Origin of the sequence: Parahaemophilus parainfluenzae, from assembly GCF_001055095.1 — a bacterium.
GTDB lineage: Bacteria > Pseudomonadota > Gammaproteobacteria > Enterobacterales > Pasteurellaceae > Haemophilus_D > Haemophilus_D parainfluenzae_Z.
In genome coordinates, this window is sequence record NZ_JVHG01000002.1 from 79,410 (window position 1) to 94,689 (window position 15,280).

Here is a 15,280-nt window from a genome sequence, read left to right on the forward strand (position 1 = left end):
CATGAGAGATTATCTCTGTTCGCCTTTTCTTTTATTTCAAAAATAAATTCATTTTTGACCGCACTTACAGGCTAATATATTCCATTTTCACCTTGCAGAGGCTCTTCAATAACTGCTCTGCCATTTTGCGATGACTTAAACGAAACGCCTTCTCTGCAAATACTACACGCTCAATTTTCGATACATCCAATTGATTTAAGTAAGCAAAATTAATCGCCGTTTGCATTGCCGGTAAGCTTGGGTTGAATGCTGCATTTTCTGCATATCGACCACAAATCATTTCACCATTTTTAAATAAAATGCCTACACCATGAGGGCTTTTAGAATAAGGTGAATGAGCTCGGTTTGCCCCTAAAATTGCTTTATTTGCCACTTCATCTTCTGTCGTCAATGTGAAACCTTGTTCTTCTTTGTTTAATAGAAGCAAATCAACACCTAAATCTTTCGGACCAAAGCTATCGGGTAAATATTGAGGAAGTGGATTATTTTGGCTGTGTGGCAAATGGATTTTTAAATTTTGCGCTTGATAAAGCTCATTCATAAATTGACGGCAGTGACCACAAGGCGTGTAATTCACCACAATATCCGTGATGCGAGGTTCATTTCGTAACCATGCATGGCTAATCGCACTTTGTTCAGCATGGATGGTTTGAGCCATGCTACTCCCCTGAAATTCTTGATTCGCACCAAAGTAAAAATCACCACTTTCACCAATCGCAATCGCTCCGACATGAAATTCTGAAATGGGTGTATGGCTATAACAAGCCGCTACGGGCAAAAGCGCCAAACCTAATTGAACAGGCGTAAGCTTAAATTCATCACAAATTGACCGCACTTTTTCAGCAGGTAAAAAACCTTTCCATTCTTGTTCTTCTAACGCAGAAAGAATCACATTTGAAAGCGGCGAATCGGCTAATGCTTGTTGAATTTTTTGTTGCATGTTAAATCTCCTTATTTTTATATGCCCATTCTACGCTATTTGAGAAAAAACCTAAACGCTAAAAGACTTTCGGAATCTGTTTCTAACCATTTATCAATGCGTTAAAACAAAAAACGAGCAAAAAAATAACCGCACTTTAAAAGTGCGGTCATAAATTAAGATGTTTTACTCACTCGTTTTATAACAACGATGGTGCAACACCAAGTAATTTTCTTGTGTAATCCACGGTTGGATGATTGAAAATATCTTCAGTACTACCCGTTTCCAAAATTTGACCACCGTACATCACGACAATACGATCAGATACTTGACGTACGGTTTGAATATCGTGAGAAATAAACACCATGGCAAGATTGAGTTCTTTTTTCAAGTCCGCCAATAAGTTTAACACTTGAGCACGAACGGATACGTCTAACGCAGAAGTCGGCTCATCCGCCACAATCAATTTTGGATTAAGTGCTAAAGCACGTGCAATCGCCACACGTTGTTTTTGCCCGCCCGATAAACGAGTTGGCTCAACTTGTGCCGCTGAACGAGGTAAACCGACGCGAGAAAGTAAGTCATACACACGTTTTTCCCGTTCATGAGGTTGTAACACATTGTGAATATCCATTGGGTCACGCAAAATATCCAACACTTTCATACGAGGGTTCAGTGCCGTTGCGGGGTCTTGGAAAATGACCGATACTTGGCGTCCGAATTGTTTTCTCGCTTCTGAGCTGCCATATTGCATTTGTAAACCGTTGAATTTCACTAAACCGGATGTCGGTTTAAGAAGCCCAATGATCACGTTGGCTAAAGTAGATTTTCCGCAGCCAGACTCCCCAACTAAACCAATGGTTTCCCCTGCTTTGATGCCAAGACTTACATTGTTTACTGCAGTGAATTTTTTACGTCCAAACAATGAACCGTCGCGAGAAGGAAATTGCACCACGATATTTTCTAAATCGATGATGTTTTGTTCTTTAATGACTTTAATACTACTGCTCATATTATGCTCCTTTCGCTTCCGTTACAGGCTTAGCTAGATGAGAAGCCCACAAGTGAGACGGCTCGCCTTCCACAGCGGTTAATACCAATTTTTGTTCCGGATTTGCATCTGGTCGTAATGAACGACTTGCAAAACGGTCACCCACAGCAAAATCGTAAGGTGATGGTACGCTGCCCGGAATTTGATATAAACGTTTCGCACGCACTTCGGTTGAAAGCACAGAACCCAATAAGCCACGTGTATATTCATGAGTTGGATTAGCAAGCAATAAGGATGTTGGTGCCATTTCAACCACTTGACCTGCATACATTACCGTAATGTGGTGAGCTAATTGGGCTACCAATGCTAAATCGTGGCTAACAAACACCATCGCGAAACCCAATTTTTCACGTAGTTCATTCAATAATTTCACTACTTCTGCTTGAACGGTGACGTCTAATGCGGTTGTTGGTTCATCGGCGATTAATAATTTCGGTTCACGAGTTAATGCCATTGCAATCACCACACGTTGACGTTGACCACCAGAAAGTTCATGCGGATAACGATTCAATACTTTTTCAGGATCAAGGTGTACCCATTCCAACAATTTTTCTGCGGTATGGTGGCTGCCACGTTTAATTAGCTGTGCCATTTGATCTTTAATACGCATTGATGGGTTTAACGCACTTAAAGAGTCTTGGTAAATCATCGCAATTTCAGAACCACGCAATTCACTTAAATTATTAGAATTGAGCAAGCTATGTTGTTTACCGCTACGGTCGGTGAAAAGCACTTCCCCAGTGATTTTTGCTGTTTTTGGTAACAAGCCCATGATAGAGAATGCTGTAATGGATTTACCGCAACCTGACTCACCTACTAATCCCATGGTTTCCCCTTCATTTACGGTGAAGCTGATGTTATCAACCAATGGAATTTCGCCATAACGATTAGGGAAACGAATAGATAAGTTTTTCACTTGTAAAATCGGTTTTGCATTTGGATCTAATTGCATACGATTAGTACGCGTGATTTCTTTTTCATGTAATTTGAGTAAGTAACGTTTTAATGCAAGACCTTCAGAAAGTGCCTCTTGTACGTCGGTAGAAAGACGTTCATCTGATTTACCTTCTGGTTTTTTACCGCCTTTCAAACGAGGGTTAACCAATGCATCGGTAAGACCTTCCGCCAAGATATTTAAGGCTAATACGGTTAAAAGAATCATCACACCTGCAAAGGTTGTTGCCCACCATGCACCGTTTAATACGATGTTACGGCCTTCAGAAAGGATGTTACCCCATGAAGGGTGTGGAGGTTGTACACCTGCGCCCAAGAAAGAAAGCGAAGCTTCAAACACAATAGCATCTGCCACCATTACGGTTGCGAAAACTAAAACCGGTGCAGCAGTATTGCGTACAACGTGTTTGAGAAGAATATAAGTACGGCTACCACCAATAACGCGTTCAGCACGCACATAGTCTTCATCCCATTGTGATACCACATTCGCACGAACTACACGAGCAAGTTGCGGGGTATAAACTACGGCAATAGTGATAATAATAACCGGCACAGAGTTACCAAAGGTTGCTAATAACACTGCGGCTAATGCGATACCCGGGAAGGCCATTAAAATATCCATTAAGCGCATGATAATTTCATTGCCCCATTTCTCGGATGTTGCTGCTGTTGCACCTAAAACACTACCGAAAATAATGGCACATGCTACCGCACCTAAACCGATAAATAAGGACGTTTGGGCTCCGTAAACAATACGAGAGAAAATATCACGACCAAGTCGATCAGTCCCAAACCAATATTCCGCACTTGGAGCACGCATACGTGCGATTACTTCTAATGGATCATGTGTTGCTACCCAAGGGGCAAACACCGCCACTAAAGCAACGAAAACTAAGAATAATAATGAAATTTTTGATGCGGTGGAAAGTGCTCGGAATCTCGCACCGCTTGCAGCTAATCGATCTGCTAAACCTTGACGAAACATTATAGACTCCGAATTTTAGGGTTAATCAACACATAGAGAATATCAACGATAATATTCACTAAAACGAAGGTAAAGGCGATAGTCAGAACCACACCTTGTACTAAGTGTAAGTCATGGTTGACGATGCCGTTAAAGATCAATTTACCCATGCCCGGTAAGTCAAAGATTTGTTCGATAACTACCGCACCACCAAGTAAGTAACCTACACGTAAGCCTAATACAGTCACAGGTGTAATTAAGGCATTACGTAATACGTTGTGACGAATAACAGTTGCATAAGGCACACCGTTACCAATCGCCGTTCTCACATAATCTTTATCCATTTCTTCTACCATGGTTGTACGCACAACACGAATTAATGACGCACATACCGGCACCGCAAGTGCAAGAGATGGCAAAATCATGGAATTGATATACCCCATTGGGCTTTCGCTGAATGGCACAAAACCACCAGAAGGTAACCAATCTAATTCCAAAGAGAACCATTGAATAAGTAAGATACCTAACCAGAATGATGGTGTCGCAACCGCTGCAACAGAGATTAAACGAATCACTTGGTCTACCCAGCTATCACGATAAAGCGCTGCAAGCACACCTAATGAGAAAGACACTACCGCCGCAAACACCACACCAATTAGAGTAAGCTGTAACGTGATTGGGAAAGATTTCGCTAGCATGCTACTGATTGGTAATTCTGGTGGCATCGTCACACCAAAATCCAATACAAGTAAATTACCTAAGAAGCGAAAATATTGAACAAAGAGTGGATCATTTAAGCCATGTGATTCGCGGTAAAGTTGTTTTGCCGCTTCACTAGCACTTTCGCCTAATGCTACCGTTGCAGGATCACCTGGTGTGAATTGAAGCACCACAAAGACGAGTGCTGTTACACCTAGTATCATGACTGGCAAAGCCATCAATCGGCGTAACAATAATCGAAGTATCATTTCCATCTGACCTCTCCTATTCTATTTTGAGAAATTCATTAAATTAAAAATGAAGTGAAATAATCAAATTAAAAAACAAAATGATTTATACAAATCATAATGTCCGCACTATACCCTGTCAATCCAAGTGCCTAGGGCAAAGTTCAAATCTGTGATCGGCTTCACAAAGATTTTTTTGAAATGAAATAGAGAGAAAAAATGATTGAAAAACAGAGGAAAAAATGACCTCACTTTTATGTTAAAAAGGAAAGAAAAAAGGCTGTTGATTGCTCAACAGCCCAAACATTAAAAAGTGCTTTTATTTGCGGCCCACACCGAGGAAGGATAAACCAGTTGTTGCCAATGGTTGATAACCTTCAAGACTGCTATCATCCCATGCGGAAGGGAGTTTACGATGAACAATCGGATAAAGTGGTACTTCAGCCGCAATAATGTTAATCGCTTCTTCCCATGATTTTTTCGCTTCAGCGTGATCTTTTGCTCTCACTGCTGCATTGAGTAATTCAGTCACTTTCGCAAACTCAGGGGTGTTGCTCCAACGGAAACGACGTTTCGGCCATACATCACCACGATACCACCAGCTTAAAAGCAAGTCTAAGTCGTTACCAAACACAGATGGGTCACCCGGCGCGATTGCTACTTCATACACACCTGGGTCTACGTTGTTACTGTATAACGCACCTGATTGTAAATGTTGTAAAGTCACTTTCACACCAGGAATCTTGTTCCAAGACTCTAAAATTAATGGTGCAGATTCTTTCACCCAATCGTGGTCGGTTGCGAGCAATTCAAATTTAAGCTCTGTCACACCAGCTTCTTTCAATAATGCCGCGGCTTTTTCCGGATCATAAGGATATTGAGTTGATGCCTTAATATAATCTGGGTGAGTGGTTTGTAAGTATGATGTTGCAGCTTCCGCATTACCATCAAATACAATATCAACAAGTTTTTCAGTGTTCAAACCATAGTGTAATGCTTGACGTACTTTTGGATTGTTAAACGGCGCTTTTTCGCAGTTAAACATTAAGAATAGCAAGCCGAAAGATTGAACGGATTGCACTTGTTGTTTTTTGTTTTTCAAGCGACTAATGTCTAAATAAGGCACGCTTTCCATTGCTTGAGTACGTTTGGACTCTTGTGCAGTTACACGAGCTGCGGCATCAGAAAGCAATAACCAAGACATTTTTTCAACTTGTGCTGGATATTTACCATTGTAAGGTTCATAAGCTTCAAAGACGATTTTGTCATCTTTCACAGCTGAAACAAATTTGAATGGACCAGAACCAACTGGGTGCGCATCAAATGCAGATTGACCGACTTTGTCGATCACATGTTTCGGTACAATTTTCACACAAGTTAAGCGGTTAGCGAATAAAGCAAATGGATATTTCAATTTAAATTCCACGACTTTATCGTCTACCGCTTTCACACTTTCAACGAAATCAATAAACATCACAAATAGTGATTTATTGGCTGGATCCATAATACGATTGAAGGAATACACAACGTCTTCAGTGGTAACAGGTGCGCCGTCATGGAAAGTTGCGCCTTCACGTAAGGTTATACGCCATGTTTTTTCATCAACTTGTTCTGGCTCTTTTCCTGCTAAGGCAAGATAAGGTTCACGAGTTGCAGGATGCAAATCCACCAAACCTTCAAAAATATGCAAGTTTGCGGCATAAGGTGAAGCACCGCTTGATGTCATTGGGTCAAAACCAGTAGAAAGTGGATAAGCAATCCCAGCTTCAATGGTTTTACCTTTAATGTCTGCAGCAAAGGCTTTTGGTGCAAATGTGCCTAATGTGCCACTAAATGCAATACCTGCCCCCACGCCAGCCATAAGCTTCATAAAATGACGACGAGATTCATTTGTTTCAAAGGAAAAATGCTTTGTCATACTAAACTCCTGATGAGTAATAAAATCATATTTTGGTTTTTTAAACCTAGCCAAACATTTCATTCGAAAATGAAGTAAAGCAATCAAATCTTAGAATAAAATGATTTGCATCAATCATAATCATCTTCGATTCATTCTGTCAAAGGGGAAATATTGAATGTGTGATCTACTTCACAGAGTTTTTTGTAACTTGAATTAAAAGTTTTTAACTATGTATAATTTATTATAAATAGATTTTAACTATTGAATCACTAGATAATATGAAATAGCCATCAGAAAAAACGATGCTTATAATGACCGCACTTACCAAGCAAGGGAACAACATTTTAATCAACAATAAAGAGGAAAATACTATGTCAAAAACATCAATCGGTTTAGATAAAAAAGCATCTGAAAAATTAGCAGCAAAATTAAACGAATTATTAGCAACCTATCAAGTCTTCTATACTAACGTGCGTGGTTACCACTGGAACATCAAAGGCGTAAACTTTTTTGAATTACACGCAAAATTTGAAGAAATCTACACAGATTTAGTAGAAAAAGTTGATGAGGTCGCAGAACGTATCTTAACTTTAGGTTACACACCACATAACGGTTATTCACAATACTTCAAAGACTCACGTATTAAAGAAGAGTTAGGAGTAAGTGATGCACAATCTTGCTTAAAAGGCACATTAGAAGGATTAAAAGTATTACTTGAGCAACAACGTGAAATTCTTGAATTAGCGGGCGAGTCTGATGATGAAGGTACAGCGTCTCAAATGAGCGACTACATCAAAGAGCAAGAAAAACTTGTTTGGATGTTCCAAGCCGCTTGCCAAACTTGCTATGCTTAATTAAATATTGATTAAATACGAAAGCCGACTGATGTCGGCTTTTTATTTTCTATACTACAGGCTTTTGTCGATAGAACAATAATCCAGGTAAGGCGAGGCCCAAAACAAGGGCACCCAAAATAAAGCTGGTGTTGATAAAAGAGCTGATCATTTGCTCAAATAATGTATCGGAAAAGCCATAATGATGAATTTGTACGATAGCAATCATCGCTTTATAAGCATGAACACCCGGAATCATTGGAATAATTGCCGCAACGGTAAAGACTTTTGGATGGGCTAAATAGCGATGAGATAAATGCACACCAATAAAACCAATCACACAAGTGGCAAAAAAAGTGGCAAAAACAATCGGTACTCCAAAGTGTAATAATAACGTTCTCGTGACATGCCCAAGCGCGCCTAAAATAGCACAATACTTTAAGGCTTTAGGCGGAACATTAAATACTAGGGCAAATCCTACTGCAGGAATGGCTGCAAAAAGCATATCGTCGAGTAAATTCAGTAAAAACATCCTATTACCCCACCCACGAAACAATATTTAAAAGATCTAATGCAAAAACGATACCTAAACAAGCACCAAAGGTGAGAACCGTAGCGATGGTCCATCGTCCTATTCCCATATTGACATACCCTTTTAAAATATCTGCAAGAGAATTAATTAATGGGAATCCTGGGACAAGTAATAAAACGCTAGAAGCTAATGCGATATGAGGATCATTGCCTAAACTATATTTTAAACTGACACCGGAAATCAGTGAGGCAACAAATGCGGTAATGGCAAAGACGATGAGTGGATTGTAATGACGTTTAGAAATTTCTTGTCGAACAAACATGGCAATGGCAGAGGCAATAAAGGTGATTGCACAAATTGTCATATCTCCGCCAGAAAGATGAGCAAAAGAGGCACAAGATAAACCAATCATAAACACCACCAAATAACGGTTATATTTTAGTGGTTTTAATTTATCCAGTTTCTTTTGAGCCATGGACAAATCATACAAGTGATGCTCTACGGCAACCACAATGTGCTGAACATCCGTAACGATTTGCATATTAATGCCTTTATCGACATTTTTCCGCACGGTGGTAATACAATGCTGCTTAGAAAGCGTGGTCAACAAGACGGCATTTGCCGTTAACGCACACTCCACGCTTTCAATGCCTAAAGCTACACCTAATCGCTGTGCCATTTGTACGACGACAGCACTTTCTGCGCCATGCTGTAACAATAACAAAGCGGTTTCCACACAAATACGGGTAACCGCTCGTTGGTATTCCTGATCCATATCTCTGCGCTCTTATTAAAGTAAACGTTAGAGATTATAGATCGATGAATAAAAAATACTGAAAAAATGACCGCACCTATGATCCAAGTCAAAACTTCAGTATTTCCAGGGCCTATGACTTAACAGAGATTAAATAGCTTTACCAAAATACAACGGCACATGACTTAACTTAGCCATATTCTTAACATAAGCTAAAACCGCTGGTGGAAATTCGATTCCTTTCACACAAGTCAGATTTCGTAATACCGGGAAGACGATAATATCTTCAAGAGAAAGTTTTCCGTTTAATGCATTTTCAGATTGAATTAATACCGCTAATTTCTCTAAATCACCTTTTAAGCGAGCAAGATAGGTTTCGGTCTTCGCGATATTTTCAGCAAAACCCCCAATAAATTCCGTTTTCTTTTTAGTGAAATAATCGACCGCACTTTGGGTTTCAAATTCAGCTAAACCGATTTGCGTAAAGCGTGCGGTCGTAAGATGACCATAATAACTGCCAACTTCTTTTAACCATGCTTCAATTTCAGGACGAACGTCTTCAGATAAGATTTTTTCACCAAAATGTTTATCAACATAATGCACGATATCCAAACTTTCTGGCATCGCAGTACCATCTTCTTTAACAAGAATTGGCACAACCTTTTTGCCCACTAAACCAATCGGTGTTGCTTCATCATCATTCGCGAGCACCACAAGTTCTACCGGCAGATTTTTTAAACCGAAAATCATGCGGGCACGTACACAAAACGGGCAATGATCGTAAACATATAATTTCATTTTTTACTCCTCTTTTTCCTGTAATAACTTTCCTAATCCACTTTGTCTTTTTACCGTATTTCTGACCGCACTTTGCCAGATTTTTTCATTGGCAAATACGGAAAGTTGATTTTTCGCACGGGTAACACCGGTAAATACCAGCTCTCGTGAAAGCACTGGATTAGGTTCTGTTGGTAACACTATGACGGTATGTTCAAACTCCGAACCTTGGGATTTATGAATCGTCATCATAAATGCAGGTTCGTGAGCGGGAATACGACTGGTAGAAACTTCTCGATTACCAAACCACACTTTGCCTTTAGCTAAACACAAGCCAATATCACCGTTATACAGTTTCACATTATGATCATTTTCCGTAATCATAATTGGTTTACCAATATACCAATCGTCCTCTTGGCGGAACCAAAGTAATTTCTCTGCTCGTAATGCTAAAGCAATTTCACGATTTAACTCTTCTACACCTAATGCTGAAGCACGAAGTGCGGTCAAAAATTGAACGGAATTAAAACGGTCTAAAATCGCTTCTGCATAAGTTTTCTCATTGCCCTTTTCATCTATAAATTTTGCATTGAGATCTTTCTTCTGAGCAAAATAAGTTTGAAGTTGGGTTAAATAAACACGGTAATTTTCAACCGCACTTTTCACCACTTGGCGAACAGATTCTTTAACGTCTTGCTCTTCATCAAAATGATGGAAATGCAACTCTTGTGGATATTCCGCAAAGGTTGCCACACTGCCCTCGCCCTTTCCTTGTTGAATTTGCTCAGCAAGTTGTTTAATACCCGAATCATCTCGGAAACGACGACTAAAGGTTAAATGGCAAATGGCATCACGCAACGGACTATGTTCATCTGAAGTTGGAACGGTATAGCCTGTTGTTGCATGGATATAATCGGCTTGAGCAGGGCTATAATCTTGCGTTAAAAATTGTGCAATTTCGCCTAATACCGCCCCCGCTTCTACTGAAGCTAATTGGGCTTGGTCACCTAATAAAATCAAACGCGTTTCGGGTTTCAACGCTTGCACCAGTTTCGCCATCATCGGCAAATCAATCATCGAAGTTTCATCCACCACTAGCACATCAATTTGCAGTGGATTATGTGCATGATATTTCACGCTATCGGTAAAAGGTCGAACGCCTAGTAAACGATGCAACGTTTCTGCGGTTTTCGGAATCGATGCACGTAACTCATTTGAAATCGGCATTTTTGCCAAAGCGTTTTCGATGGATTCCGTTAAACGAGCCGCCGCTTTCCCCGTTGGCGCAACCAATTTAATGTGAAGTTTGCCACCAAATAATTCCTGTAATACACATAATAATCGAGTAACTGTCGTGGTTTTCCCTGTTCCTGGTCCGCCCGTAATCACTGAGAATGGACTTTTTACCGCCGTTGCGACAGCTACTTTTTGCCAATCAATTTGTGCTTGTTGTTGAGAGAAATAACGATCTAATAATGCCCGAATTTGTTGCGGCTCTACCGATAAAATGCGGTCATTTTTCAAGGCGTTTTTAATATATTGCGCAACGCGGAACTCATCTTGCCAAGCTCGGTAGAAATAAATCGCCCCAAATTGAAATGCGAGAGGCGCAATCTGATTTTCAGGATCTTGTGTAAAAGCAATATGCCCCGCTAAGGCTGATTGCCATTTTGATACCGGAAGCGAACCGATTTTTTCATTGATAAGCGACAAAAAATCCGTTTCAGTATGACGATAAGCCAAACCGAATAAATTACGTTCTAAGAAACGATCTAACACACAACAAGTATTGCCTTGCGTATAGCTCCAGTTGCAAAGTGCGGCTAATAAAATCGCTAAATTTTGGACGGGTTCGGTATAGCCTTTATCTTTTTGTTTATCCGCAATTAATTGAGCAAAATAATAATCGCCTTGGGTAATCACACCCTGTTCTTGCAAGGATTTTAATAGGCTTAACATTAAAATAATTCCTCTAATTGTTGGATTAATTGCCAATCTGGTTTATCAAAAAAGATGCCCGATTGTGGCGAACCATTCATTCCTCGTAAAAATGCATAGACCACACCACCAAAATCTCGGTTGTAATCGTAGTGAGGTAAACGTGTTTTTAAATAGCGGTGTAATGCCACAACATACAACAAATATTGCCAATCATAATGATGTTCTAACATGGCTTTTTTCAATGCAGTTTGATCGTAATCCTTTAATGTTTCACCTAAGAAATTCGATTTGTAATCAAGCAAATAATATTTATCTTGATGACAGAAAACTAAGTCCATTGTGCCTCGCACCATGCCTTGAATATCATCAAACTGTAACGGTTCTGATGGCAAATGATGTAAGGTTGCTAACGCTCGATTAAAACCAGCGACATCAAAATGGCTTGTGATATTGAGATAAAATGCCAACTCTTTTAAGCATTGTTTTTCGTTAATCTGAGCAAGGGTGAGATCATCCTTTGGCAAAATTGGCGTGCTGAGTATTTGTGCAAACCACTGTTGAACTGCTACAAATTGCTCTTCCGCAAGATTCAAATCCTGACATAATTTTTCAATGTTTTCTTTCTCAGCCAGTTGAGCAAAAGGCACCTTTTCAAAATAACGATGCAATAACGTACCGATTTGTGTTCCCCTTGGGAAATCTAGAACCATTTCATCGTTATCATGCTCAAGTGCGGTCAGATTTTCAGTGATATTTTCTGTTGAAATCGACGCATCATAATCTTTTGCATCATCAAAAATGAGGGATTTTTTCACCGCACTTTCATTCGAATAGGCTTTGCGTTGGTGTGTTTGTTCAATACCACTAAAGCTCGTCACTCGCCAATCTTGTTCAATTTCACCTTGGAAAATTTCCGCACTTAAATTTTCTTGAGAAACATTTAAGGTCAGTGGTTCACTGGCTTGTAACACATCGGTTGATTTAATCGCTACATCATTGGGTAAAAGCTGCTTAAATTTTTCCAATAATGGTTGGGTATCCCAATTATTTGGCAAATCGAGTTTTCGACCAATTTCACCTTGCGTTAAAACATACAATAAAGCATTCCATTTTTTATCAAAGGCTTTCGGTAACACAAAGGCCATTTGGTATTTTGCTCGGGTTAGTGCCACATAAAGCAAACGCAATTCTTCAGCAAAAACTTCTTGGGTTAACTCATCCAAATGTTGATCTTGTATGTCCCACAAGGTTTTGTTTTGTTTCTTATCGTAATATAAATTAAATAGTTTCTTTTTAGTCGGATCTTTCGCCGCATTTCCTAAAAATGGCAACCAAACCAAATCATATTCCAAGCCTTTGGATTTATGGATAGTCACAATCTTCACTAACTGACGTTCGCTTTCTAAACGAATTTGTGCTTCTTGACGACCATTATCTTGAATTTGCTTTTCAAACCAGCGCAATAATGCCGCTTCACTTTCATTTAATGCCGCTGCTTGCTGTAAAATTTCAGCTAAATGTAATAAATCCGTCAGTTTTCGTTCGCCATCAGGTCGAGATAAGAGTTTTTCTGTGATATTTTCAGCTAAAAGTAAATGGTGCAACATCGGCAATACGCCTTGGCGTTGCCAAATTTGTTGATACTCTGCGAATTTTTCAGCCCAACGTTGCCACTGAATTTCATCATTGTGAATTTGGTGAATTTCAGCTGCATTTAAGCCGAAAAGTGCGGTCGCAATGGCATTTAAAATAGGGCGCTCAGTCACACTCAAACAGGCTTGCAAAATCAAGGCCAGTTCTTTTGCAGTGTTACTCTCAAAGACATTTCCTCTATCCGAAAGGTAAACCGACGCGATGCCCAATGCTTGTAATTCTTTTTTTACCAATTCGGCTTCGGTATAACCACGCACCAAAACGGCAATATTTTCAGCTCGCAATGTTTGATTTTCCGCTTTGCTTTCATTCGGAAAAACAACTGGATTTTCAGCCGCACTTTTTAACCATTGCTGAATCGATGTCGCGCAAGCTTTCGCATAATCTTGCTGAGTGGATTTGTCTTTATCGTTAATGTAAAAACGGAAGGCCGGTTCAGGTTGATTATTCAACTGAAAAACAAGATTTTTCTTGGCTGCGCCGACGTTTAAAAATTCGATGTTTTCATAAATAAAAGGTGAATTTTTAAAATCAAATAATCGATTTACCCCTTCCACTAAAGGTTGGGATGAACGGTAGTTTGCGCCTAAATTAAAACGCTCGCTCGCTTCGTCTGCTGCTTTTAAATAAGTGAAAATATCGGCACCACGGAAGCGATAAATCGCCTGTTTTGGGTCCCCGATCATCATAAAGCCAACACTACCAAACGCGGTTTCATTGTGATAAATTTTCGAGAAAATTTGATACTGCAACGCATCCGTATCTTGGAATTCGTCAATCATGGCAAAAGGATATTGAAAACGAATTAATTCCGCTAACTGTTCTCCGCCCTCACCATATAGTGCTTCTTTCAATAAGCGTAATAAATCATCAAAGGATTTTTCAGGATGATTCGCTTTGTATTCAAGCAGTTTCTTTTGAATACCTTGACGATAGTGATAGAGAATGATTTTTTTTAACAAATCACTTGATTGATGTTGTTTAACCAAAATTTGTACATATTCTTCAAGTTCTGCAAAAATCGGTGCATAAAATGGCATAGCCTCTTTTTTATTGTTTAATTCTTCTGTCGGCTCGTAATTTTGCTCAATCGAAGATTGTAAAAAATAGTCCCTTAATGTTTTGTTTATTTCATAATCTAGTGGATTATTTGCCCATTCATTAATCTGTTTAGTCCACGTTTTAAGACGTCCTTTTTGGTAGATTTTACGATTGAGAGATTTGAGCTGATCTTTGGGATAATCTTTTGTTATTTCCTCCATGATAATGGAGGAAATTTCATCTACATTTTTTAACCAAAAAACTTTTAGAGCTTCAACAGCTTTTAATCGCTCTCCCACATTTTTCTGTAAAAATTCATCAATTGACAACGACAAGCTTTGTTGGTTGTCCGTCGTTACCGATACATCTTTGTTTAAATTCGATTCTAAAATACTTAGCACATCATCAGGCGAACCTAACTCTTTCGAGATAAAATTAGCAATCTCGAAAGGTTGGGAATAAAAATGCTCCCGCCAAAATTCATTCGCAAATTGTTTGAGTAAATCAGACTGCTCTTTGAGAAGTTTTAAATTAAAATGCACACCTGAATTAAAAGCATGTTGCATTAACATTCGGCGACAGAAACCGTGAATGGTATAAATGGAGGCTAAATCTAAATTTTGTTCAGCTAGCTTTAAGCGACGAAGTACGGTCGGAATATCATCCTCTAAATAAGGCAATAACTCCGCTAAAAATTGATGTTCTCCAGTAAAAATCGCCTTGTCTTGCTTTTCATAATATTCAGAAAAAACCGAAATTGCCGCCGTTAAACGTTCCCGAATTTTGCGTTTTAAATCTTCCGTCGCCATTTCAGTAAAGGTTACGACCAAAATCTCTTCCACATTCAACGGACGAGAAAAACAATTCTCACCAGCCTGTAAAAGTAAACGAAGATAGATAGAACCGATGGTATAGGTTTTCCCTGTACCTGCAGAGGCTTCAATTAAATTGACTTGATTTAAGGGTAACGAAATGGCATTAAGTGCGGTTGATTTTTGGCTCATTTTTTTATTT

At 39.3% G+C, this 15,280-nt stretch carries 11 protein-coding genes; 1 reads left to right on the forward strand and 10 read right to left on the reverse strand.

Annotated elements, in window-relative coordinates; genetic code table 11:
• Nucleotides 1-64: 64 nt before the first annotated feature.
• The 5 genes from cdd to ADA56_RS00850 all read right to left on the reverse strand — a co-directional run bounded on the left by cdd (nucleotide 65) and on the right by ADA56_RS00850 (nucleotide 6,753).
• Nucleotides 65-940, reverse strand: a complete 876-nt coding sequence (gene cdd / locus ADA56_RS00830) for a cytidine deaminase (RefSeq protein ID WP_049368767.1) — start codon at nucleotides 938-940, stop codon at nucleotides 65-67.
• Between the two features lie 178 nt (nucleotides 941-1,118).
• Entirely contained in the window at nucleotides 1,119-1,931 is an 813-nt protein-coding gene (locus tag ADA56_RS00835) for an ABC transporter ATP-binding protein (RefSeq protein ID WP_005696082.1), read from the reverse strand.
• 1 nt (nucleotide 1,932) lies between these two features.
• Nucleotides 1,933-3,909 carry a dipeptide/oligopeptide/nickel ABC transporter permease/ATP-binding protein gene (locus ADA56_RS00840; protein WP_049368768.1) on the reverse strand — a complete coding sequence of 659 codons (1,977 nt, stop codon included), beginning with the start codon at nucleotides 3,907-3,909 and terminating at the stop codon, nucleotides 1,933-1,935.
• Complete coding sequence (locus ADA56_RS00845) at nucleotides 3,909-4,862, reverse strand: ABC transporter permease (RefSeq protein ID WP_014065363.1); 954 nt, start codon at nucleotides 4,860-4,862, stop codon at nucleotides 3,909-3,911. Before ADA56_RS00845 ends, ADA56_RS00840 begins: the two co-directional genes overlap by 1 nt.
• 292 nt (nucleotides 4,863-5,154) lie before the next feature.
• Nucleotides 5,155-6,753: an ABC transporter substrate-binding protein gene (locus tag ADA56_RS00850; RefSeq protein ID WP_049368769.1), complete on the reverse strand. Its 1,599-nt coding sequence runs from the start codon at nucleotides 6,751-6,753 to the stop codon at nucleotides 5,155-5,157.
• Between the two features lie 353 nt (nucleotides 6,754-7,106).
• On the opposite strand from ADA56_RS00850, the gene ADA56_RS00855 reads away from it, so the two are divergent.
• Nucleotides 7,107-7,589, forward strand: a complete 483-nt coding sequence (locus tag ADA56_RS00855) for a Dps family protein (RefSeq protein WP_049368770.1) — start codon at nucleotides 7,107-7,109, stop codon at nucleotides 7,587-7,589.
• 49 nt (nucleotides 7,590-7,638) lie between these two features.
• On the opposite strand, the gene ADA56_RS00860 is transcribed toward ADA56_RS00855, so the two are convergent.
• From ADA56_RS00860 to recB, 5 genes are all read right to left on the reverse strand, one after another.
• Nucleotides 7,639-8,100, reverse strand: coding sequence for a threonine/serine exporter family protein (locus ADA56_RS00860; protein ID WP_049365508.1), 462 nt, complete (start codon nucleotides 8,098-8,100; stop codon nucleotides 7,639-7,641).
• Between the two features lie 4 nt (nucleotides 8,101-8,104).
• Nucleotides 8,105-8,875: a threonine/serine ThrE exporter family protein gene (locus tag ADA56_RS00865; RefSeq protein WP_049368771.1), complete on the reverse strand. Its 771-nt coding sequence runs from the start codon at nucleotides 8,873-8,875 to the stop codon at nucleotides 8,105-8,107.
• 129 nt (nucleotides 8,876-9,004) lie between these two features.
• Nucleotides 9,005-9,652 (reverse strand): glutaredoxin 2, encoded by a 648-nt coding sequence (gene grxB, locus ADA56_RS00870; RefSeq protein WP_049368772.1) that lies wholly within the window; start codon nucleotides 9,650-9,652, stop codon nucleotides 9,005-9,007.
• Between the two features lie 3 nt (nucleotides 9,653-9,655).
• Nucleotides 9,656-11,590 carry an exodeoxyribonuclease V subunit alpha gene (gene recD, locus ADA56_RS00875; protein ID WP_049368773.1) on the reverse strand — a complete coding sequence of 645 codons (1,935 nt, stop codon included), beginning with the start codon at nucleotides 11,588-11,590 and terminating at the stop codon, nucleotides 9,656-9,658.
• The gene (recB, locus tag ADA56_RS00880; RefSeq protein ID WP_049368809.1) at nucleotides 11,590-15,270 is read right to left on the reverse strand and encodes an exodeoxyribonuclease V subunit beta; all 3,681 of its coding nucleotides are present in this window, start codon (nucleotides 15,268-15,270) and stop codon (nucleotides 11,590-11,592) included. The genes recD and recB overlap by 1 nt, the downstream gene beginning before the upstream one ends.
• Between the last annotated feature and the right edge of the window lie 10 nt (nucleotides 15,271-15,280).